The organism is Pseudomonas migulae, assembly GCF_024169315.1.
Lineage (GTDB): Bacteria > Pseudomonadota > Gammaproteobacteria > Pseudomonadales > Pseudomonadaceae > Aquipseudomonas > Aquipseudomonas migulae_B.
Genome location: NZ_JALJWR010000001.1, coordinates 3,799,701 through 3,822,658, shown reverse-complemented (window position 1 = coordinate 3,822,658; position 22,958 = coordinate 3,799,701). Strand labels below are relative to the sequence as shown.

The following is a 22,958-nucleotide window of genomic DNA, read 5'->3' as shown; positions in this document are numbered from 1 at the left end:
ACAGAGCAGCGCGTTGTCCGGGCAAGGTAGAGGGCCGTCAGGGATGTAAGGTGGTAGATAGTTATCGCAGGCAAAAAAAGACCCGCCATCGCGCGGGTCTTTGATCTTGCGTGGGATCAGGTCCCGGACTTGATCTTGGTCCAGGCCCGCGTGCGTGCGCGTTCGGCATCACGCGGCAGCGGTTGCAGGGTGTAAAGCGTGCCCATTGCCGCTTCGGTCGGGTACAGGTTCGGGTTGTTGCGGATCGCCGGGTCGACCATTTCCGTGGCGTCCTTGTTCGGATTCGGGTAACCGACAAAATCACTGACCGGTGCGATCACCTGCGGTTGCAGCAAATAGTTGATGAAGGTGTAGGCGTCTTCCGTGTTCTTCGCGCCTTTCGGAATCGCGAGCATGTCGAACCAGATCGGCGCGCCTTCTTTCGGCAGGCGCATGTCGACGATCACGCCGTTCTTGGCTTCCTTGGCGCGGTTGGCGGCCTGGGAGAAGCTGCCGGAATAACCGACCGCGACGCAGATGTCACCATTGGCGATGTCGGCCATGTACTTGGAGGAGTGGAAGTAAGTGACGTACGGCCGGATTTTCATCAACAGCGCTTCCGCCTTTTCGTAGTCCGCCGGCTTCTTGCTGTTGGGGTCCAGGCCGAGGTGTTGCAGGGCCAGCGGCAGGATCTCCGACGGCGAGTCGAGCAGGGCGACGCCGCACTGCTTGAGCTTGCTGATGTTCTCTTCCTTGAAGATCAGGTCCCAACTGTCGACCGGCGCCTTGTCGCCCAGCGCCGCTTTGACCTTGTCCGGGTTGAAGCCGATCAGGATGGTGCCGTACATGTACGGCACGGCGAATTTGTTGCCCGGGTCGTTGGCCTCGATCAGCTTCATCAACTTGGGATCGAGGTGGTTCCAGTTCGGCAGCTTGCTGCGGTCCAGCGGTTGGAAAACGCCTGCCTCGATCTGCTTGGCGAGGAACACGTTGGACGGCACCACCACGTCGTAGCCGGAGTTGCCGGTCAGCAACTTGGCTTCCAGCGCTTCGTTGGTGTCGAAGATGTCATAGACCAGTTTGGTCTGGGTGTTCTGCGCCTTGAAGTCTTCCAGCGCTTTGGGGGTGATGTAGTCGAACCAGTTGTAGACGCGCAACGTTCGCTCTTCGGCGTGAGCGGCCCCGCTGAGCGCGGTGGCGCACAGGGCGGGAACGATAAGACGCTTGAGTCTGTTCATTATTGTTGTTTCCTCATTGAGCGCTTTCAAAACCTTCAAGAACGTTCACGGCGTTGATGCCGATTTCTTCGACCGCGTAACCGCCTTCCATCACGAACAGCGTCGGCACGCCGAGCTTCGCAATGCGCTCGCCCATCGCCAGGTAATCCGGGCTGTCGAGTTTGAATTGGGAGATCGGATCGTCCTTGAACGTATCGACGCCCAGGGACACGACAACGATGTCGGCGCCGTATTTCTCGATCTCTTTGCAGGCCTGTTCCAGCGCCGCACTCCAGCTGTCCCAACCGCTACCGGCCGGCAAAGGGTAGTTGAAGTTGAAGCCTTCGCCCGCGCCTTCGCCCAGCTCGTCTTCATAACCGAGGAAGAACGGGAACTCGGCTTCCGGATGGCCATGGATCGAGGTGAAGAGCACGTCGCTGCGTTCGTAGAAAATCGATTGGGTGCCGTTGCCGTGGTGGTAATCGACGTCGAGGATCGCGACTTTCCTGTGGCCTTGATCGAGGAAGGCCTGAGCGGCGATGGCGGCGTTGTTGAGGTAGCAATAACCACCCATCAAATCGCTGGCGGCGTGGTGTCCCGGTGGGCGGCACAACGCGAAGGCACTGCGTGCGCCGCGCTGGATTTCGGCCTGGGCGGTGAGCGCCACTTGGGCTGCGCTGTACGCCGCTTGCCAGGTGCCAGCGGTAATCGGGGCGCCGCCGTCGAAGCTGTAATAGCCGAGCTGGCCGTGCAGGCTGGTGGGCTTGATGGCGCGCAAGGTGCGGGCCGGCCAGGTGTAGGGCAGCAAGTCGCCGTCGGTGTTGAACTCGGTCCAACGGGACCAGGCACCTTTGAAGAAGTCGAGGTAGTCGCGGCTGTGGATACGCGCGATCGGGTCGAGGCCGAAATCCTTCGGCGCTTCAACGGGGCCGAGGTTCTGGTTTTGTACCCGCGCCAAGACGTGGTCGGCACGCGAAGGCATTTCAAAGCAGGGCTTGAGTTGCCCGTCTATCAATTCACAACGGCCGTGGTGCAGGTGGTGATCGTCCGAGTAGATGGTCAGCATTTCTTGTTCTCCGCAGGCTGATTCGGTTGGCTACAGTCTTGCGGCGGACGGCGATTCGGAGAACGGCAGGAAAGGCCAAAAGGGGATTTATATGGCCAAAAAAACTGACCGAAATTCGCCCCTTGATGGCGCGGCTATGCCCTCACTCGGGGCGTCTGACTCTGTAGGAGCGAGGCTTGCCCGCGAAGCTGTTGGTGTATTCAAGCGCGCCTTCGCGGGCAAGCCTCGCTCCTGCAGGGAGAGTGATCAAGGTCTGAATTGGCTCGGCGCCACACCACTCCAGCGCACAAACGCATGGCGAAAACTTGCGGTTTCGCTGAACCCCAGCGCTTCGGCGATCCGGTAGATCGGCATCTGGTCTTCGCAGAGCATGTGCTTGGCCTGCTCGAAACGCAGCTCATCCAGCAACTCCTGATAGCTACACCCCAGGTCCTTGAGGTGCCGGCGCAGGGTCCGCGCCGAGCAATTCATCTGCTCGGCCAACCCTTCGAGCCCTGGCGCCGCATTCAATTGCGCGCTGAGCAGTTGGCGAATCCGCCCCAGCCAGGCCTGGCGCCCGGTGAACTCGATATTCTGCTTGCGGCAGCGTTCGGCCATGGCCTGATGGGTAATGACATCCGCGAGGGGCAAGGGCTGGTCGAGCCAGCGTTTGTCGAAGGCAAAGGCGTTGTCCCGAGCGTCGAAGTGCAACGGGCAGTTGAAATGCTCGGCGTAAGTTGTCTCGTAGTCGGGGGCGGCATGTTCGAAGCGAGCCGCCAGCAGCGGCAGCGGGTGACCGAGCAGGTCGTCGCAGATGACTTTCAACGACACCAGGCAGAATTCGGCGTTGAACACCGCCATCGCCGGGCTCTCCCGGTAATCGGCCGCGACGAACCACACGCGTTCGCCGTCCTCTTCCAGGCTCAGTTCGAAAAGTGTTCCCAACAGCGCCGGATAGCGCATCGCCAGACGCAAAGCGTCACCGAAGGTGGCACTGGTGAGCAGGGCATAACCGAGCATGCCATAGCAGGAAACGTGCATGCGCCGGCCCAGTTCCAGGCCGATGTCACGCTTGAGCGCAACCGCGTTGGCGCAGACCTGCATCTCCTGGTTGGTGGTGATGCGCGTGTCGGCACGGTTCAGATCCGCCGCGCTGATACCGCTTCCGGCCAGCAGCGCTTCGCTCGACAGGCCTTCGGCCTTGAAGGCGTTGAGCACCAGAGAAACGGCGTTGAGGGTGGTGAGGTGGGAGTGGAGCATGGGGACTTCCAGCCTTGTGAATGGCTGGAAAGCAGCAAGTTACATGCCGCGCAGAAACCCTGTAGGAGCGAGGCTTGCCCGCGAAGCTTCTGGCGTCTTCAAGGACGCCTTCGCGGGCAAGCCTCGCTCCTACAGGAATAGTGTGGTGTCAGCTAAGTTCACCGGCGAGGTCGAGCTCTACAAGGCGCCGTACTTCAGCAGTATCCAGCCCCGCCCCCAGCAACCCATGCAACTTGCCGAACGCCGCCTCACGGGTCATGCCGCCGCCGGAAAGTACGCCGACGCCACGTAAACGACTGCCCGCCTCGTAGACATCCAGCTCAACACCACCTTCATGGCATTGCGTCACCGCAACCACCACCACACCGTTGTCCCGCGCGCGACCGAGGCTGGCGAGAAACTCAGGGTTGTCGCTCGGCCCGGTGCCGCTGCCGTAGCACTCCAGCACCAGCCCCTGAATACCGCTGTCGAGCAGGCCATCAAGGATTTCGGCGCCGATGCCTGGAAACAGCGGCAACACCGCAACCTTTGCCAATTGCTTTGGCTGGTTGTAGTTCAGTTGCGCAGGGATCGAGGGTGCTTTCACACCACCGCCCTGACGCTCCAGGCGCTTGAACGGATGACGACCGAAACTGCGCACCTTCGCGCAACGGGTCGGGTCCAGCAGTTCGCCGTGGAAGTACAGATGCACGCCCGGTGCCAGGCCTTGGCCGAGGGCAACCAGTGCGCCGCCGAGGTTTTCCCAGGCATCGCTGTCGGTCACGCCGGCCGGCAGCATCGAACCGGTAAAGCACACGCGGGCCTGCAGGCCGAGCAGTTGAAAACTCATGGCCGCCGCGCTGTAAGCCAGCGTGTCGGTGCCGTGCAGAATCAGCACACTGTCGCAACCCTGTACGTCGACAGCATCGACCACCGCTTCACGCAGTTGCTGCCAGTACGCCGGGGACATGTTGGCGCTGTCGATCAGCGGCGACATCTCGCGAAAGCGCCACTGTGGCACCACCAGCTCGGGCTGGCTGTGCAGGTATTCGCGCATCCGCGCTTCGAAACCGGATGCGGGTGCCAGGCCATGTTCGCTGGCTTGCATGCCGATGGTGCCGCCGGTGTAGAGCACCATGACGTGCTGGGCGGCAGGGTAGGTCGAGGAATTCATGGAGGTGCTCCGAGAACGATGAGTTCCTGTGGGAGCGGGCTTGCTCGCGAAAGCGGTGTGTCAATCGACATCAATGCTGAATGACACACCGCTTTCGCGAGCAAGCCCGCTCCCACAGGGATTTGCGCACTTTAACCGATCAGCGTTGCGCTGCGGGTACGACTTGCGGCTCGGCTTCGGCCTTTGGAGTGGCGGCTGGCGGATTGGCTGGCCAGGCGTTCAGATCCAGGTCCAGATCCGGAAACTTGCTCGAATCGAACACCGGCGTCTTGATCCCGGCAGCGCGCTGGTCATCGTAGTCACGCAGGATGCGCATGCCGACCTTGAACAGCAGGAACAGCGCGATCAGGTTCACGAACGCGAGCAGGGTCATGGTGATGTCGGCAAACGCGAACACCGTGCCGAGGTTCTCGATCGCACCCCAGAAAATCAACACCAGTACCAGCGCGCGGTAGCCGATCAGCGCCTTGCGGTTTTCACCGATCAGGAAGCGCAGGTTGCTCTCGCCCAGGTAGTAGTTGTAGAGAATCGAGGTGAACACGAACAACGCCAGGGCCACGGAAATGAACATCCGGCCCCAGTCGCCCACGACAGCGGCGAGCGAGTTCTGGGTCAGGGCAATGCCGTCGCCTTCGAAGCCTGGGGTGTAGAAACCCGAGAGCAGGATCAGCAAGGCGGTGCAGGTGCAGATCACGAAGGTATCGAGGAATACGCTGAACGCTTGAACCACACCTTGTGCCACCGGGTGCTCGACCGACGCCACGGCCGCCACGTTTGGCGCACTGCCCAGGCCCGCTTCGTTGGCGAACACGCCACGCTTCACGCCCATGACGATGGCGCTGCCGATCAGGCCACCGAAGGCCTGGTCGAGACCGAAGGCGCTTTTGACGATCGTCATCAACATGCCCGGAACGTGGTCGAATTGCAGCACGATCACGTAGATGGTCACGCCGATGTACACCAGGGTTTTCACCGGCACCAGCAGGTCAGCGACCTTGGCGATGCGCTTGATCCCGCCGATGAACACCAGGCCCAGCAACACCGCCAAGGCCAGGCCTGTGTAGGTGGTGTCGAGGCCGAACGCGTTGTTCAGCGAGTGGGTCACGGCGTGGGATTGCAGGCCGTTGAAGGCGAACCCGAAGGTCACCAGCAACAGGAACGCCATGATCATGCCCAACCAGCGTTTCTGCAGGCCGTGCTGGATGTAGTAGGACGGGCCGCCACGGTAAGTGCCGTCGGCGTCAGCGCGTTTGTAGAGCTGGCCGAGGGAGCATTCGAAGAAGCTGCTGGACATGCCGACCAGCGCGGTCACCCACATCCAGAACACCGCACCTGGCCCACCGAGGGTCACGGCAATGCCGACACCGGCGATGTTGCCCGCACCGACGCGGCCGGCGAGGCTGAGCATCAGGGCCTGGAATGAGCTGAGTTGCCCGGCGCTGCTTTTGAGGCTGTCGCGGAACACCGCGAACATGTGGAAGAAGTGGCGCAATTGAACGAAACGCGAGCGGATCGTGAAGTAGCTACCGAGCCCGACAATGAGCACGATCAGTACTTTCCCTGAGAGGAAGTCGTTAATGACTTCGAGCATGGATTATTCCTCGCTGTTTTTTGTGTAGGCAAATGCTGGGCGGTCGGAAACATCGCGTTACACCGGTTTGCGCACGGCAAAACAGGCGAGGCGAAGGTTCGTCCCGATTTCATATTGCGGGTTTGTTATTAGTTCGGGTTTCGCATGGGTTTGGGCCTCGTTACCGACGACCGCTCACGCGAAGAGGGGCGGCACTATACCGATGAGTGTGCCGTCCGTCTGCACGGTTGTGGTGCATTCGGGGAAACGAAGCTTTGAAACACCCGGCGTTACCGGCGCCGGGCTTATGCGGGGTCTGCTTTTCTGTGGGAGCGGGCTTGCTCGCGAAGGGGGTGTGTCAGTCACCATAAATAGTGGATGTCAGACCGTATTCGCGAGCAAGCCCGCTCCCACATATCTCAGCTCCCAGACATTCTGATTGGCTGCCAAATCGTTAAAAAAAAGGGCTTGGGGAATAAATCCCCAAGCCCTCAAAAGGTGAGAGGTGTCTAGTCCCTCGACCTGGTGAGCGGTGCTATCAATAACGCGTCGGGTCAGGCTTTAAGCGGAACCAGACGTGGAGCAATCATGTTTTCCGGGCGCAGGATGTCGGCGAGCATTTCTTCGTCGAGCAAGCCTTCTTCGCGCACCAGTTCCAGCACGCCGCGGCCGCTTTCGAGGGCGATACGGGCGATGCGGGTGGCGTTTTCATAGCCGATGTACGGGTTCAGCGCGGTCACCAGGCCGATCGAGTGCTCGACCAGTTCGCGGCAGCGGGCTTCGTTGGCGGTGATGCCGGTGATGCAGTGCTCGCGCAGCATGTCCATGGCGCGTTGCAGCAGACGGATCGAGTCGAAGATCTTGAAGGCGATCAGCGGCTCCATCACGTTCAGTTGCAGCTGGCCGCCTTCGGCCGCGATGGTCAGGGCCAGGTCGTTGCCGATGATCTGGAACGCCACTTGGTTTACTGCTTCCGGGATTACCGGGTTGACCTTGCCTGGCATGATCGAGCTGCCTGGCTGACGCGCTGGCAGGTTGATTTCGTTGATGCCGGTACGTGGGCCGCTGGACAGCAGGCGCAGGTCGTTGCAGATCTTCGACAGCTTGACCGCGGTGCGCTTGAGCATGCCGGAGAACAGCACGAAGGCGCCCATGTCGGAGGTGGCCTCGATCAGGTCGGCCGCCGGAACCAGCGGTTGACCGCTGATCAGTGCCAGACGCTGAACAGCCAGGGCCTGGTAGCGCGGGTCGGCGTTGATGCCGGTGCCGATTGCAGTACCGCCCAGGTTCACTTCGGTCAGCAGTTCCGGTGCCAGTGTTTTCAGGCGTGCCAGGTCTTCGCTCAACGTGGTGGCGAAGGCGCGGAATTCCTGGCCGAGGGTCATCGGCACGGCGTCTTGCAGCTGGGTACGGCCCATCTTCAGGACGTGGCTGAATTCTTCACCTTTGGCGGCGAACGACTGGATCAGGCTGTCGAGGCTGGCCAGCAATGCGTCGTGACCCAGCAGCAGACCCAGGCGGATCGCGGTCGGGTAGGCGTCGTTGGTCGACTGCGCCATGTTCACGTCGTTGTTCGGGTGCAGGTATTGGTATTCGCCCTTCTGGTGACCCATGGCCTCCAGCGCGATGTTGGCGATGACTTCGTTGGCATTCATGTTGGTCGAAGTGCCAGCGCCGCCTTGAATCATGTCCACCACGAACTCTTCGTGGAAGTCGCCGCGGATCAATCGTGCACAGGCTTCGCTGATGGCAGCGTGCTTGGCTTCGCTCAGGTGACCCAACTCGCGGTTGGCGTCAGCGGCGGCCTGTTTGACCATGGCCAGGCCGACAACCAGCTTCGGGTAATGCGAAATCGGAACGCCGGAGAGACGGAAGTTGTTCACCGCTCGCAGGGTCTGGATGCCGTAATACGCTTGAGCCGGTACTTCGAGTACGCCAAGCAGGTCTTTTTCTGTGCGGAAAGATGCAGCGGAGGACATGATGGAAATCATCTCGATATGGACCCGGTCTGTGCCGGAACACTGCAAATGCTAGGCTTGTAGAGAATTTTCGGCCAATGCTGTTAAACACTGGCCTATGCACATTCGGCATAATGCCCATGTGACGCCGCATCTGTGGCGAGCGTGTGACCTAAATTGGTGCGTGTCCGGGAGGACGTGATGAATCTGGAAAGTAAATGGCTCGAGGACTTCAGTGCTCTGGCCGCCACCCGCAGCTTCTCCCAGGCTGCGGAACGCCGTTTCGTGACCCAGCCGGCATTCAGTCGACGGATCCGCAGCCTCGAAGCCGCGTTGGGGCTGCAACTGGTCAACCGTTCGCGCACGCCCGTCGAGCTGACGGCGGCGGGGCAGTTGTTCCTGGTCACCGCGCGGACGGTGGTCGAACAGCTTGGCGAGGTGCTGCGCCATCTTCATCACCTGGAAGGCGGGCAGGGCGAGGTGATGCAAGTCGCTGCCGCTCACTCCCTGGCCTTGGGCTTCTTTCCACGCTGGATCGCGCAGTTGCGCAATGAAGGTTTGAACATCGCGACGCGGTTGGTGGCCACCAACGTGGGCGACGCGGTGCATGCATTACGCGAAGGCGGGTGCGATCTGATGCTGGCGTTCTATGACCCTGACGCCGCCATGCAGATGGACCCGGAGATCTTTCCGTCGCTGCACCTGGGGCATACGGAAATGCTCCCGGTGTGCGCGGCGGATGCCAATGGCCAGCCGCTGTTCGATCTGGAAGGCGAGGCCAGCGTGCCGTTGCTGGCCTACAGCGCCGGAGCGTTTCTCGGGCGTTCGGTAAACGGCTTGCTGCGCCAGCGTGCGCTGCGGTTTACCACGGTGTATGAAACCGCCATGGCCGACAGCCTGAAAAGCATGGCGCTGGAAGGGCTGGGGATTGCCTGGGTGCCGCAGCTCAGCGTGCGTGCCGAACTGGCGCGCGGTGAACTGGTGGTTTGCGGTGGCCCGCAATGGCATGTGCCGCTGGAGATTCGCCTGTATCGCTGCGCGCTGGTGCGCAAGGCGAATGTGCGGTTGCTGTGGCGCAAGCTTGAAGGCGGCGCCGCCCAAGGCACGACGGGTATCTGAGACCAATGAAGATCCAATGTGGGAGCGGCGGTGCGACGATTCGACTTGCTCGCGAATGCGGTGTGTCAGTCGAGATCAATGTTGCCTGACCCAGCGCATTCGCGAGCAAGCCCGCCCCCACAGGGGGATTTGTGTTGATCTTTCGCTGACCTCGGAGTCAATAAAACCGGCACTTTGCGCCGTATGACAGATGGTCGCATCGGGGGCTGTTTATCTGCTTCATTGAGGTATACTGCGCGGCCTTCGGCCGGTTCGTCCGGCCATTTTTCGTACAATCAAGCCACGCATTTTGCGTGGCTTGTTGTTTTTTGACGCGCCTGCGGGCGCCCAGAGAGAAGAGGCACGACGATGAGTGCACTGGTTGGCGTGATCATGGGCTCCAAGTCCGATTGGTCCACCCTTAGCCACACCGCCGATATGCTGGAAAAGCTCGGCATCCCTTACGAGGTGAAAGTGGTCTCTGCCCACCGCACCCCGGACCTGCTGTTCCAGTACGCCGAAGAGGCCGAGGCGCGTGGCATCGAGGTGATCATCGCCGGTGCCGGTGGCGCCGCTCACCTGCCTGGCATGTGTGCGGCCAAGACCCACCTGCCGGTACTGGGCGTGCCGGTGCAGTCGGCGATGCTGTCGGGCGTCGACTCGCTGCTCTCTATCGTGCAGATGCCTGCGGGCATTCCGGTCGCCACCCTGGCCATCGGCAAAGCTGGCGCCATCAACGCAGCGCTGCTGTCGGCGAGTATCCTTGGCGCCAAGCACCCGCAGTTCCACGCGGTGCTGAAAACCTTCCGTGCTGAGCAGACAGACAGCGTCCTGGAAAATCCAGACCCACGCATCGCCTGAGGTTGTTGACGATGAAGATCGGTGTAATCGGTGGCGGCCAGTTGGGTCGCATGTTGGCGCTGGCGGGCACTCCGCTGGGCATGAACTTCGCTTTCCTGGACCCCGCGCCGGATGCTTGCGCAGCCGCGTTGGGCGAACATCTGCGGGCCGATTACGGCGATCAGGATCACCTGCGTCAGTTGGCCGATGAAGTCGATCTGGTGACCTTCGAGTTCGAAAGCGTCCCGGCCGAAACCGTGGCCTTCCTGTCGCAGTTCGTCCCGGTCTACCCGAGCGCCGAAGCCCTGCGCATCGCCCGCGATCGCTGGTTCGAGAAGAGCATGTTCAAGGACCTGGGGATTCCCACCCCCGCGTTCGCCGACATCCAGTCGCAAGCCGATCTGGACGCCGCCGTGGCCTCCATCGGTCTGCCGGCCGTGTTGAAAACCCGCACCCTGGGTTACGACGGCAAGGGCCAGAAAGTCCTGCGCACGGCTGAAGACGTGGTCGGCACCTTTGCCGAACTGGGCAGCGTTGCCTGCCTGCTGGAAGGCTTCGTGCCGTTCACAGGCGAAGTGTCGCTGATCGCCGTGCGTGCCCGCGATGGCGAAACGAAGTTTTACCCGCTGGTTCACAACACCCACGACAGCGGCATTCTCAAACTGTCCGTGGCCAGCACCGACCACCCGTTGCAAGCCTTGGCCGAAGACTACTCCAGCCGCGTGCTCAAGCAGTTGAATTACGTTGGCGTGATGGCGTTCGAGTTCTTTGAAGTCGACGGTGGCCTGAAGGCCAACGAGATTGCCCCGCGTGTGCACAACTCCGGGCACTGGACCACTGAAGGCGCCGAATGCAGCCAGTTCGAAAACCACCTGCGGGCCGTTGCCGGTCTGCCGCTGGGGTCGACGGCCAAAGTGGGCGAGAGCGCGATGCTCAACTTCATCGGTAAAGTGCCGGAGACCGAAAAAGTCCTGGCCATCGCCGATTGCCATCTGCATCACTATGGCAAGGCGTTCAAGGTCGGCCGCAAGGTCGGTCACGCCAACCTGCGTTGTGCAGACCGCGAGACGCTGGCAGCACAGATCCTCAAGGTCGAAGCGCTGATCGCCGAATAGTTTCATGTGGCAGCGGCGGAACCATTCAGGGGCCGCCGTTCTCTCATGGCAGGATGCGAAAGTCTGACTAGGCTTTCGCAAGGTGTCCTGTCTCACCAATACTGTTCCTTTTTGACGGCGTCTGTTGCCGTCATGCTGCGTTGCCGCTCCTCGCCATAGCGCGCTATGACTCTTTGCGGCGCCTTGCCTGACGACAACAGTCACTCGTCAAAAGAGGAACATTATTGGTGAGACAGGACACAGCCATTCACTCAGAGGGAAATGCCATGGGAATTATCGGAACCATCTTTATCGGCTTGATCGTCGGCCTGCTGGCACGGTTCCTGAAACCGGGCGATGACAGCATGGGCTGGATCATGACCATCCTGCTCGGTATCGGCGGTTCGCTGGCGGCCACTTACGGCGGTCAGGCCCTGGGCTTCTATCAGGCCGGCCAAGGCGCAGGCTTCCTGGGTGCACTGGTTGGCGCCGTGATATTGCTGGTGATCTACGGCTTGATCAAAAAGAACTGATCCAGGCGACAAAGCCCTCTCTGCCAAACGTGCGGGGAGGGCTAGAATGCTCGGCGTTGCACAGTCCTCTCCTTTGCCGAGCACCTTCATGCGCCGTCTTCTGTTGACTCTTCTTCTACTGGGTTCGGGCCTTGCCCATGCCGGCGACTTGCCGGAAACCGACTGGCTCGAACTGATGCCCAAGTCGGACCAGAAAGCCCTCGAGGCCATGCCCGAAATCGACCATGACTCCCCCGAAGCCACTGGCACCTTTACCGAAAAGGGTGGCATGAAGCAGAGCAAGGGCTTGCCGGCGGTGATGTATTCCACCAAAACCGTGCCGTCGATGAACGACAAGAACATCCGTCTCGGCGGTTATCCGGTGCCGCTGGAATCCGACGCCAAGGGCCGCAGCACGCTGTTCTTCCTCGTGCCGTACCCGGGCGCCTGCATCCACGTGCCGCCCCCGCCGCCTAACCAGTTGGTGCTGGTGCGCTATCCGAAAGGGTTGAAGCTGGATGATATCTACACGCCGCTGTGGGTAACGGGCACGTTGAAGGTCGAGAAGGTCAGTAATGATTTGGCTGATGCGGCGTATGCGCTGGATGCGGCGAAGGTGCGGGTGGTGCAGGAGTCGGATTTGTAGCGCGTCAGTCAGCCTGGCACAGATCGAATGTGGGAGCGGGCTTGCTCGCGATGAGACCATAACATTCAGCATCTATGTTGACTGTTATACCGCCATCGCGAGCAAGCCCGCTCCCACATTGGTTTTGTGGTGTTAGAGAGATTTGCTGCCGATGCTGACGCCAAGCGTATGGCTCGCACCCGGCGCCAACGTCACCACGTCATCCATCACGTTCGCCGTTTCAATGCACAGCATCCGCTGCCAGCCATCGTCTGCCATATCACTGAACGCCGCCGCGCGATCAATCCACGGGTTCCAGATCACCGCCGAACGCGAACCGCTGCTGGTCAGCTCGATGCGCCGTTCCCACGCCGGATCGACAATGCTCAGCGTCGCCGGGGTGTTCAGGTAGATGCGATCAGTCTCGCCGGTAAAACGCAGGTCGCCGGTCTGGGTCTTGGTTTTCCAGTCTTCCAGCGTCTCGATGTAATTCAAGCCATCCAGTCCATCAACATGCACATTGCGCACATCGCTGACCGCGAAATAGCTGTGCAGCGCCTGGCTGATGGTGACGGGATCGGTGCCCTGGTTGTGGCTGGTCAGGCTGATGTGCAGCTGTTCATCCAGTCGAATGCTCAACTTCAAATCCACCTGATGCGGCCAGCCGGGGAACCCACCTTCAGGGTACGGCAGGATGAATTCCACCTTCAGGCTTTCACCTTCGGTTTCGATACCACCCAGTTCCCAATCCATCGCCCGTACAAAACCGTGGGCGGTTGGCGGTTCGTTGCTGACGCGCATCGCCTGAACGCTCTGCGGATTGCGCGAAAAATTGCCGAACCACGGCCAGCACACCGGCACACCGGCGCGGATGCTCTTGCCGGTCTTGAACACAGCCTCGTCGTTGAGCCAGATCAGCGGCGGTTGCCCGGCCAGTTGATAACTGAGGATGTGCGCGCCTTGCTGGGCCACCAGCAATTCGGCCTGACCGTGGCGGATGCGCCAGCAGTTCAGGTCATCCAGTTTCACGGCTTCAACGTTGGGCGTGCTCATGGGGCAACTCTCGATCGGTAACAGGACTGCAATGGACCGCAAAACGGTCGCCGTGTTTAACGCGCGCGCGGCGGAACCGAACGGGTGCGACCGCTGCCATCGATGGCGACGAACACAAACACGGCTTCAGTCACTTTACGCCACTCGCTCGACAATGGATCGTCGCTCCAGACCTCGACCATCATCTGGATCGAGCTGCGACCGATTTCCAGGGCCTGGGTATAGAAGGAGAGCTGAGCGCCCACCGCGACCGGAACCAGGAACGCCATGCGATCGATCGCCACGGTAGCCACCCGGCCGCCAGCGACTTTGCTGGCCATTGCGGTGCCGGCCAAATCCATCTGCGCCACCAGCCAGCCACCGAAAATATCGCCGAAACCGTTGGTTTCACGGGGAAGCGCAGTGATTTGCAGGGCCAGGTCGCCTTGCGGGATTGGATCTTCTTGTTCGAGCTCTATCATGCCGGGGGTGCCTCTGACCCGTGACTCTTCATTGGTACTTCAGGTGAATAGCCGTCTCAAGGAAAACGATTCAGCCCCGAACATACTACGTTCGTCACGTTTTTCGTAAGGCGCCTAAAGGGAAACTCTGCGAAATCGACTGGCAGGCCAGCAGCGTCTTCGCACAGCAACCCTTTCAAACTGTTGCAAGATCGCGAGTATATCGGTCGGTAGACTCCGAGACGACCGTCCGGTTCTCATTTTGACCGTCAAATACGCACCTCTATGTGCTTTTTCGAACAATTTGCTATCGTGCCGGTCCTGCCCAAGCCTCCGCCAGCGTTGTTGGGGTTGCAGATCCGCCTATAAGAGAAGCCCTTGCCATGACCACAGCGCCCTCGAGCATCGCGCAGCCGAACCAGCCCGCACGTCCGTTGACCCGCAATGACTACAAGACTTTGTCGCTGTCGGCCCTTGGCGGCGCGCTGGAGTTCTACGACTTCATCATTTTCGTGTTCTTCGCCACGGTGGTGGGCAAGCTGTTCTTCCCGGCCGACATGCCCGAGTGGCTGCGGCTGATGCAGACCTTCGGCATCTTCGCTGCCGGCTACCTGGCGCGTCCGCTGGGCGGCATTGTGATGGCGCACTTCGGCGACCTGCTGGGTCGCAAGAAGATGTTCACCTTGAGCATTTTCATGATGGCGGTGCCGACCTTGATCATGGGCCTGCTGCCGACATACGCGCAGATCGGCATGTGGGCACCGATCCTGTTGCTGCTGATGCGCGTGATTCAAGGCGCGGCGATTGGCGGTGAAGTGCCCGGCGCCTGGGTCTTCGTTTCCGAACACGTGCCGCAGCGGCACATCGGCTACGCCTGCGGCACCCTGACCAGCGGTCTGACGGCGGGCATCCTCCTCGGTTCGTTGGTTGCCACGGCGATCAACAGCTTCTACACCCCGGTGGAGGTGGCGGATTACGCCTGGCGAATCCCGTTCCTGCTCGGTGGCGTGTTCGGCCTGTTCTCGGTGTATCTGCGCCGTTGGTTGCACGAAACCCCTGTTTTCGCTGAGCTGCAACTGCGCAAGGCCCTGGCTGAAGAAGTGCCGTTGCGTGCTGTATTGCGCGACCATCGCGGGGCGATTCTGATTTCCATGTTGCTGACCTGGTTGCTGTCTGCCGCTATCGTGGTGTTGATTTTGATGACCCCGACCGTGTTGCAGACGGTCCACCACTTCTCGCCGACCACCGCCCTGCAGTCCAACAGCGTGGCGATCGTGTTCCTGAGCGTTGGCTGCATCATTGCCGGCGCCCTCGCGGATCGCTTCGGCGCGGGCCGAGTGTTCGTGTTCGGCTGTGCCGCGTTGCTGGCCAGTTCCTGGACCTTCTACCACAGCCTGGCCGAGCATCCGGACTGGCTGTTCCCGATGTACGCCCTGACTGGCCTGCTGGTGGGCACCATCGGCGCAGTTCCATACGTCATGGTCAAGGCATTCCCGCCGGTGGTGCGCTTCAGCGGCCTGTCGTTCTCCTACAACGTCGCCTATGCCATTTTCGGTGGCCTGACGCCAATGATCGTCAGCCTGCTGCTCAAGGAAAGCCCGATGGGGCCGGCGTACTACGTGGCGGTTCTGTGTGGGGTCGGGATTCTGGTGGGGGCGTATCTCTGGAAAAAAGGGCGCTAACCCGACTGACGCCTTCGCGGACAAGCCTCGCTCCTACAGGTCGTGCACCCATTTCAACATGGCACATATCCTGTAGGCGCGAGGCTTGCCCGCGAAGAACGATAACGCGGAATCACTTCGAAACACTGAATACTGGCCTTTCATCCAATTGTCATATTTCAGCCATAGAGTGTTCACACGGCCTGCTGATACTTGGCCCCGAATAACACACCCTATCTGCTAGGAGTAAGGCATGAAACTGAAGCGTTTGATGGCGGCAATGACTTTTGTCGCTGCTGGCGTTGCGACTGCCAACGCGGTTGCCGCTGTTGACCCTGCTATCCCGAGCTACACCAAGACCACTGGTGTGTCGGGCAACCTGTCCAGCGTCGGCTCCGATACCCTGGCCAACCTCATGACCCTGTGGGCTGAGAACTACAAAAAAGAATACCCGAACGTAAACATCCAGATTCAGGCCGCTGGCTCCGCCACTGCGCCACCTGCGCTGACTGAAGGCACCTCCAACCTGGGCCCGATGAGCCGCAAGATGAAGGACACCGAACTGGCTGCCTTCGAGCAGAAGTACGGCTACAAGCCAACCGCTATCCCGGTTGCCGTGGACGCCCTGGCTGTTTTCGTACACAAAGACAACCCGATCCAGCACCTGACCATGGAACAAGTCGACGCGATCTTCTCGTCCACTCGTCTGTGCGGCGCTAAAGCCGACGTGAAAACCTGGGGCGACCTGGGTGTGACCGGCGACCTGGCCAACAAGCCGGTTCAGCTGTTCGGTCGTAACTCGGTATCCGGCACCTACGGCTACTTCAAAGAAGAAGCCCTGTGCAAAGGCGACTACAAGCCAAACGTCAACGAACAACCAGGCTCGGCTTCGGTCGTGCAGTCGATCAGCTCCTCGCTGAACGGCATCGGTTACTCGGGCATCGGCTACAAAACCGCTAGCGTGAAGACGGTTGCACTGGCCAAGAAAGGCAGCACTGACTTCATCGAAGACAGCGAAGAAAACGCCCTGAACGGCAAGTATCCGCTGTCGCGCTTCCTCTACGTTTACGTCAACAAAGCCCCGAACAAGCCTCTGGCCCCGCTGGAAGCCGAGTTCGTGAAACTGATTCTGTCCAAACAGGGCCAGGAAGTTGTAGTGAAAGACGGCTACATCCCACTGCCGGCCAAGGTTGCTGCAAAAGCACTGGCTGACCTGGGTCTGCAGGAAGGCGGCGCTGAAGTCGCAAAAAAGTAAAACCCTAGGTCCGAGGTAAACCCGGACCTGTTGTAGGAGCGAGGCTTGCCCGCGAAAGCGGTGGTTCAATCAACATTGATGTTAAATGTGATGACGCCTTCGCGAGCAAGCTTCGCTCCTACAAATGCCGGTACGCCGGCCCCCAAATTTTCCGATCCACTGCCAGTTCCCGCTGGCGGCGGATTTGCTGCGTCACTGCATTGTCATCTTTCTGTCATACAGGATCGCTAGGGTGTGCGCATGAATGATCTGGCCAATTCCACCATGACTACAAATCCCCCCAAGCGAATTGATTTCAATACGCCTGAGTTGCAACGCAAGCGCCGCATCCGCGCGCTCAAGGATCGTCTGACCCGCTGGTACGTCCTCGTGGGCGGCCTCGCCGTTCTCGGCGCGATCACGTTGATCTTCTTCTTCCTCGCCTACGTCGTCTTCCCCCTGTTCCAGGGTGCCGACCTGACCGCCAAGGACTCCATCACGCCCGCCTGGATGCAAGACGCTGGCAAGCCGCTGATGATCTCCCTGGAAGAGCAGAACCAGGTCGCCATGCGGGTTTCCGACAAAGGGCAGGCATTGTTCTTTGATATCGACAGTGGCGCTGAACTCAAGCGCGTCGATCTGCCGGTTCCGGCCGGGGCCAGCGTCACGTCCATCGGCGAAGACCAGCCCGGTCATCCGCTGGTCGCGGTTGGCTTCTCCAACGGTCAGGCCCTGGTGTTCCGTCACACCTATAAAGTCAGCTACCCGAATGGCAAGAAGACCATCTCGCCGGCGATCGAATACCCGTACGGCGAAACTCCGATCGCGCTGAACGAAGCGGGTGGTGCCCTGGAGCACGTCAGCCTCAACGCCACCGATTCGACCCTGATGCTGGTCGGTTCCACCGGTTCGCAACTCAATGTGCTCTCGCTGACCAGCGAAGAAAACATGATGACCGGCGAAATCACCAGCGAACAGAAACGCATCGAGCTGCCGCAAATGACCGAACCGGTGAAGAACATCTTCGTCGACCCGCGTCAGCAGTGGCTGTATGTGATTAACGGTCGTGCTCAGGCCGACGTGTTCAGCCTCCGCGACAAGAGCCTCAACGGTCGCTACAAATTGCTCGAAAACGGCGACGCCGAAATTACCGCCAGCACCCAACTGGTGGGCGGTATCTCGCTGATCCTCGGCGATTCCAAAGGTGGTCTGGCCCAATGGTTCATGGCCCGCGACCCGGATGGTGAGCTGCGCCTGAAGCAGATCCGCACCTTCCAGATGGGCACCACGCCGATCGTTGAAATCACCGCCGAAGAACGTCGCAAAGGGTTCATCGCCCTCGACGCCTCCGGCAAGCTCGGCGTGTTCCACAGCACCGCGCACCGTACCCTGCTGGTGGATCAGGTCGTCGAAGGCCAGGGCATCTTCGGCCTGTCGCCACGGGCCAACCGCGTGATCGTCGAAGCCGGTGGCAAGATTCAACCGCTGCTGCTCGACAACCCGCACCCGGAAGTGTCCTGGAGCGCGCTGTGGAGCAAGGTCTGGTACGAGAACTACGACGAGCCTAAATACGTCTGGCAATCGACCGCCGCCAACACCGATTTCGAACCGAAGCTGAGCTTGTCTCCGCTGACCTTCGGCACCCTGAAAGCCGCGTTCTACGCCATGCTGCTGGCCGCTCCACTGGCCGTTGCCGCGGCGATCTACACCGCGTACTTCATGGCCCCGGGCATGCGCCGCAAGGTCAAGCCGGTGATCGAGCTGATGGAAGCGATGCCGACGGTGATCCTCGGTTTCTTCGCCGGTCTGTTCCTCGCGCCGTATGTAGAAGGGCATTTGCCGGGCATCTTCAGCCTGCTGATGCTCTTGCCGATCGGCATCCTGGTAGCCGGTTTCGTTTTCAGTCGCCTGCCTGAGTCCATCCGCCTGAAAGTGCCGGACGGCTGGGAAAGCGCGATCCTGATTCCGGTGATCCTGTTCGTGGGCTGGCTCTCGCTGTACATGAGCCCGTTCATGGAGAACTGGTTCTTCGGCGGCGACATGCGCATGTGGATCTCCCACGATCTGGGCATCACCTACGACCAGCGCAACGCACTGGTGGTCGGTCTGGCCATGGGCTTCGCGGTGATCCCGAACATCTACTCCATCGCCGAAGACGCCGTGTTCAGCGTGCCGCGTGGCCTGACCCTCGGTTCCCTGGCCCTCGGTGCCACGCCATGGCAGACCATGACGCGGGTGGTGATCCTCACCGCCAGCCCGGGCATCTTCTCGGCGCTGATGATCGGCATGGGCCGCGCGGTCGGTGAAACGATGATCGTGCTGATGGCCACCGGCAACACCCCGGTCATGGAAATGAACCTGTTCGAAGGTCTGCGAACGCTGGCCGCCAACGTCGCGGTGGAAATGCCCGAATCGGAAGTCGGCGGCAGCCACTACCGCGTGCTGTTCCTCTCGGCGCTGGTGCTGCTGTTGTTCACCTTCGTCATGAACACCCTCGCGGAACTGATTCGTCAGCGTCTGCGCAAGAAATACTCGTCGCTTTAAGAAAGGTAGAAGTCTGTGAAACAGAACTCCCTGAATGGATGGTTCAAGAGCGGCGCCCCCGGCGTCTGGATCAGCGGTGGCGCGGTGTCCATCGCGGTCATCATGACCATTGGCCTGCTGGCGGTGATTGCCGTGCGCGGTCTGGGTCACTTCTGGCCGGCGGACTTGATTCACGCCAGCTACGACGTGCCGGGCCAGGCCAATCACCTGGTCATCGGCGAAGTGGTGCAGAAAGAAGAAGTGCCGCGCGCGCGCCTGAAAAGCGCCGGGCTGCCGGTGCCTGACGAAGGCCCGGAGTTCATGACCCGCGAGCTGATCAAGGTCGGCAACCGTGACTTGAACGGCAACGACTTCACCTGGATCGTCGGCGAGTGGCTGACCAACCAGAAAACCCCGCCTGAGCTGATGGCCATCGAGCGTCGCGAGTGGGGCAACTTCTACGGCTACCTGGTCAACGTCAAACAGGACGGCAAAGTCATCGCCGAAGGCGAGGCGGCGTGGCCTGAGTTGCAGGCCCGTGTTGCCCGCGTCAACCAGCTTGCTGCGCAGCTTAAGACTCTGGAAAAAGTCGACATCGGCGCGATCAACGCCGGTCTCGAACGCATCCGTCTGCACGGTCGCAAACTGGAACTGGCCGGCAAGCTCGATGCCACCGCGCAAGCGGACATGGAGTCCGAGCGCGCCGAGCTGAACGCACGTTATCAGGACATCGAAGCCCGTCTTGCCGACCTGCACGCCCAGTTCAACCGCGACAGCCTGACGGCCCGCGATGCCAACGGCAAAGAGATCGTGATCGACATCGGCAAGGTGGTTCACGCCTATCAGCCGAACGCCATGGGCACGATGACCAAGATCGGTTTCTACTTCAGCAAGGTCTGGGAATTCCTCAGCGACGACCCGCGTGAAGCGAACACCGAAGGCGGGATCTTCCCGGCCATCTTCGGCACAGTGATGATGACCCTGATCATGGCGATGATCGTGACCCCGTTCGGCGTGCTGGCAGCGGTTTACCTGCGTGAATACGCCAAGCAGAACGCGCTGACCCGGATCATCCGTATCGCCGTGAACAACCTGGCGGGCGTTCCGGCCATCGTTTACGGCGTGTTCGGTCTGGGCTTCTTCGTTTATGTGCTGGGCGGCTCGGTCGACCGGTTGTTCTTCCCTGAAGCGCTGCCGGCACCGACCTTCGGTACGCCGGGTCTGCTCTGGGCGTCGCTGACCCTGGCGCTGCTGGCGGTGCCGGTGGTGATCGTGGCCACCGAAGAAGGTCTGGCGCGGATTCCTCGCACCGTGCGTGAAGGCTCGTTGGCCCTCGGCGCAACCAAGGCGGAAACCTTGTGGAAGATCGTGCTGCCGATGGCCAGCCCGGCGATGATGACCGGCATGATTCTCGCCGTGGCTCGCGCCGCTGGCGAAGTGGCGCCGCTGATGCTGGTGGGTGTGGTGAAACTGGCGCCATCGCTGCCGCTGGATGGCAACTACCCGTACCTTCACCTTGATCAGAAGATCATGCACCTGGGCTTCCATATTTATGACGTCGGCTTCCAGAGCCCGAACGTCGAAGCCGCACGACCGCTGGTGTACGCCACGGCGCTGTTGCTGGTACTGGTGATCGCGACATTGAACCTGTCGGCCGTTTATATCCGGAACCATCTGCGCGAGAAATACAAAGCGCTGGATAGCTAATCACTGCCGACCCTGTAGGAGCCAGGCTTGCCGGCGAAGGCGATTTCAAGGACGCCTTCGCCGGCAAGCCTGGCTCCTACAGAAGGCAACACCGCTGGCCCATTTCTGTGAGGCCAGCGGTCAACCGAACCGAATTTGTCAGCACAGGGAGCCTCCCATGCAGCACGAAGCACATACCCACGGCATCAACATGTCTGCCCTGGGCCGCGACAAACAGAGCCTGAGCCTGGCGCAGGAAACCGTGGCCATCGAAGTGCCGGGCCTGAGCCTGTTCTACGGCGACAAACAAGCGCTGTTCGACGTCAGCATGAACATCCCGAAACAGCGCGTGACCGCCTTCATCGGTCCGTCCGGCTGCGGCAAGTCCACGCTGCTGCGTACCTTCAACCGCATGAACGACCTGGTCGACGGTTGCCGCGTGGAAGGTGAAATCAACCTCTACGGCAACAACATCTACCGCAAGGGCGAAGACGTGGCCGAGCTGCGCCGTCGCGTCGGCATGGTGTTCCAGAAGCCGAACCCGTTCCCGAAAACCATCTACGAGAACGTGGTTTACGGTCTGCGTATCCAGGGCATCAACAAGAAGCGCATCCTCGACGAAGCCGTCGAGTGGGCGTTGAAAGGCGCGGCGCTGTGGGACGAAGTGAAGGATCGTCTGCACGAGTCGGCACTCGGCCTGTCCGGTGGTCAGCAACAACGTCTGGTGATCGCGCGCACTATCGCCGTGGAACCGGAAGTGCTGCTGCTCGACGAACCGTGCTCGGCACTCGACCCGATCTCGACGTTGAAAGTCGAAGAGCTGATCTACGAACTGAAATCGAAGTTCACCATCGTCATCGTGACCCACAACATGCAACAGGCCGCGCGGGTTTCCGACTACACGGCGTTCATGTACATGGGCAAACTGGTGGAATTCGGCGACACCGATACCCTGTTCACCAATCCGGCGAAGAAGCAGACCGAAGACTACATCACTGGTCGCTACGGCTAGGAAGCTGTTGTTGCTCACTGAACTGACGCTGCGGTCCACCGCACCTTACCGGACGCTCCAAGGACGCCAACATGATTAGTAAAGAAGGCCTTACCCATCACATCTCCGCGCAGTTCAACGCTGAGCTCGAGGAAGTGCGCAGCCACCTCCTGGCCATGGGCGGGCTGGTCGAGAAGCAGGTCAACGACGCGGTGACCGCGCTGATCGAGGCCGACTCCGGCCTGGCTCAGCAGGTTCGCGAGATCGATGACCAGATCAACCAGATGGAACGCAACATCGACGAAGAATGCCTGCGCATTCTGGCCCGTCGTCAGCCAGCAGCGTCCGACTTGCGTCTGATCATCAGCATCTCCAAGTCGGTGATCGACCTTGAGCGCATCGGCGACGAATCGACCAAGATCGCCCGTCGCGCCATCCAGTTGTGCGAGGAAGGCGAAGCGCCGCGCGGTTACGTCGAGGTTCGCCACATCGGTGACCAGGTGCGCAACATGGTGCGTGACGCCCTGGACGCGTTTGCCCGCTTCGACGCCGACCTGGCGTTGTCGGTGGCGCAGTACGACAAGATCATCGACCGCGAATACAAGACGGCCCTGCGTGAACTCGCCACCTACATGATGGAAGACCCGCGCTCTATCTCGCGGGTTCTGAGCATTATCTGGGTGCTGCGTTCGCTGGAGCGCATCGGCGACCACGCGCGCAATATCTCCGAGCTGGTGATTTACCTGGTGCGCGGCACCGATGTGCGTCACCTGGGCCTCAAGCGCATGAAGGAAGAAGTTGAAGGCACAAGTGGTGAAACCGCTAATGTTCCGGGCGAAGTTGACGATAAGTAAGATTGCCCAAGTAAAGCGCCCGGCCTTTTGGCCGGGCGTTTTTGTTTAGGGGTTTACGAATTCGAAGCAGCACCCGCGAACGAAAAGTCCCGGCGTGACTGAAGGTTTTTGGCAATGTGCCATCAGCAAAGCGGTATGCTTGCCGGGATTTTTTAAAGGGGTGAT

Annotated in this window: 19 protein-coding genes; 11 read left to right on the top strand and 8 right to left on the bottom strand. The window is 60.6% G+C overall.

The genetic code is table 11. The features are described from left to right. Positions 1 to 116: 116 nt before the first annotated feature. The 6 genes from J2Y86_RS17590 to aspA form a co-directional block, all read right to left on the bottom strand. Positions 117 to 1,217, bottom strand: coding sequence for a polyamine ABC transporter substrate-binding protein (locus J2Y86_RS17590; RefSeq protein WP_253433964.1), 1,101 nt, complete (start codon positions 1,215 to 1,217; stop codon positions 117 to 119). A 13-nt stretch (positions 1,218 to 1,230) separates the two neighbouring features. Continuing rightward, a complete protein-coding gene (locus J2Y86_RS17585) occupies positions 1,231 to 2,262 on the bottom strand; it encodes a histone deacetylase family protein (RefSeq protein ID WP_253433962.1) in 1,032 nt (343 codons plus the stop codon). 246 nt (positions 2,263 to 2,508) lie between these two features. Continuing rightward, complete coding sequence (locus J2Y86_RS17580; protein WP_253433959.1) at positions 2,509 to 3,501, bottom strand: AraC family transcriptional regulator; 993 nt, start codon at positions 3,499 to 3,501, stop codon at positions 2,509 to 2,511. A gap of 148 nt (positions 3,502 to 3,649) precedes the next feature. After that, the gene (locus tag J2Y86_RS17575) at positions 3,650 to 4,654 is read right to left on the bottom strand and encodes an asparaginase (RefSeq protein WP_253433956.1); all 1,005 of its coding nucleotides are present in this window, start codon (positions 4,652 to 4,654) and stop codon (positions 3,650 to 3,652) included. Between the two features lie 139 nt (positions 4,655 to 4,793). After that, positions 4,794 to 6,245 (bottom strand): alanine/glycine:cation symporter family protein, encoded by a 1,452-nt coding sequence (locus tag J2Y86_RS17565; protein WP_253433953.1) that lies wholly within the window; start codon positions 6,243 to 6,245, stop codon positions 4,794 to 4,796. A 533-nt stretch (positions 6,246 to 6,778) separates the two neighbouring features. Beyond that, positions 6,779 to 8,203, bottom strand: coding sequence for an aspartate ammonia-lyase (gene aspA, locus J2Y86_RS17560; protein WP_253433949.1), 1,425 nt, complete (start codon positions 8,201 to 8,203; stop codon positions 6,779 to 6,781). Positions 8,204 to 8,383: 180 nt separating this feature from the next. On the opposite strand from aspA, the gene J2Y86_RS17555 reads away from it, so the two are divergent. The 5 genes from J2Y86_RS17555 to J2Y86_RS17535 all read left to right on the top strand — a co-directional run bounded on the left by J2Y86_RS17555 (position 8,384) and on the right by J2Y86_RS17535 (position 12,372). Further along, positions 8,384 to 9,301: a LysR substrate-binding domain-containing protein gene (locus tag J2Y86_RS17555; RefSeq protein ID WP_253433946.1), complete on the top strand. Its 918-nt coding sequence runs from the start codon at positions 8,384 to 8,386 to the stop codon at positions 9,299 to 9,301. Positions 9,302 to 9,649: 348 nt separating this feature from the next. Next, positions 9,650 to 10,141 (top strand): 5-(carboxyamino)imidazole ribonucleotide mutase, encoded by a 492-nt coding sequence (gene purE, locus J2Y86_RS17550; protein WP_007971731.1) that lies wholly within the window; start codon positions 9,650 to 9,652, stop codon positions 10,139 to 10,141. Between the two features lie 11 nt (positions 10,142 to 10,152). Then, a complete protein-coding gene (locus J2Y86_RS17545) occupies positions 10,153 to 11,235 on the top strand; it encodes a 5-(carboxyamino)imidazole ribonucleotide synthase (RefSeq protein ID WP_214379907.1) in 1,083 nt (360 codons plus the stop codon). A 266-nt stretch (positions 11,236 to 11,501) separates the two neighbouring features. Next, on the top strand, positions 11,502 to 11,747 hold the full coding sequence (locus J2Y86_RS17540; RefSeq protein ID WP_033059272.1) for a GlsB/YeaQ/YmgE family stress response membrane protein: 246 nt from the start codon (positions 11,502 to 11,504) through the stop codon (positions 11,745 to 11,747). An 88-nt stretch (positions 11,748 to 11,835) separates the two neighbouring features. Beyond that, positions 11,836 to 12,372, top strand: a complete 537-nt coding sequence (locus tag J2Y86_RS17535) for a DUF3299 domain-containing protein (protein ID WP_253433943.1) — start codon at positions 11,836 to 11,838, stop codon at positions 12,370 to 12,372. Between the two features lie 132 nt (positions 12,373 to 12,504). On the opposite strand, the gene J2Y86_RS17530 is transcribed toward J2Y86_RS17535, so the two are convergent. Continuing rightward, on the bottom strand, positions 12,505 to 13,404 hold the full coding sequence (locus J2Y86_RS17530) for a D-hexose-6-phosphate mutarotase (protein WP_253433940.1): 900 nt from the start codon (positions 13,402 to 13,404) through the stop codon (positions 12,505 to 12,507). Between the two features lie 56 nt (positions 13,405 to 13,460). After that, positions 13,461 to 13,865, bottom strand: coding sequence for an acyl-CoA thioesterase (locus J2Y86_RS17525; protein ID WP_007896491.1), 405 nt, complete (start codon positions 13,863 to 13,865; stop codon positions 13,461 to 13,463). A 362-nt stretch (positions 13,866 to 14,227) separates the two neighbouring features. Between J2Y86_RS17525 and J2Y86_RS17520 the strand changes: the two genes are divergently transcribed. The 6 genes from J2Y86_RS17520 (at position 14,228) to phoU (ending at position 22,793) form a co-directional block, all read left to right on the top strand. Beyond that, positions 14,228 to 15,526 (top strand): MFS transporter, encoded by a 1,299-nt coding sequence (locus J2Y86_RS17520; RefSeq protein WP_253433937.1) that lies wholly within the window; start codon positions 14,228 to 14,230, stop codon positions 15,524 to 15,526. 232 nt (positions 15,527 to 15,758) lie between these two features. Next, on the top strand, positions 15,759 to 16,760 hold the full coding sequence (locus J2Y86_RS17515; protein ID WP_253433934.1) for a phosphate ABC transporter substrate-binding protein PstS: 1,002 nt from the start codon (positions 15,759 to 15,761) through the stop codon (positions 16,758 to 16,760). 489 nt (positions 16,761 to 17,249) lie between these two features. Then, positions 17,250 to 19,283, top strand: coding sequence for an ABC transporter permease subunit (locus J2Y86_RS17510; protein WP_253440353.1), 2,034 nt, complete (start codon positions 17,250 to 17,252; stop codon positions 19,281 to 19,283). Positions 19,284 to 19,298: 15 nt separating this feature from the next. Then, entirely contained in the window at positions 19,299 to 20,969 is a 1,671-nt protein-coding gene (gene pstA / locus J2Y86_RS17505; protein WP_253433932.1) for a phosphate ABC transporter permease PstA, read from the top strand. 157 nt (positions 20,970 to 21,126) lie between these two features. Next, positions 21,127 to 21,960, top strand: coding sequence for a phosphate ABC transporter ATP-binding protein PstB (gene pstB, locus J2Y86_RS17500; protein WP_017341556.1), 834 nt, complete (start codon positions 21,127 to 21,129; stop codon positions 21,958 to 21,960). A 71-nt stretch (positions 21,961 to 22,031) separates the two neighbouring features. After that, positions 22,032 to 22,793 carry a phosphate signaling complex protein PhoU gene (gene phoU, locus J2Y86_RS17495; RefSeq protein ID WP_253433929.1) on the top strand — a complete coding sequence of 254 codons (762 nt, stop codon included), beginning with the start codon at positions 22,032 to 22,034 and terminating at the stop codon, positions 22,791 to 22,793. The last annotated feature ends 165 nt before the right edge of the window (positions 22,794 to 22,958 follow it).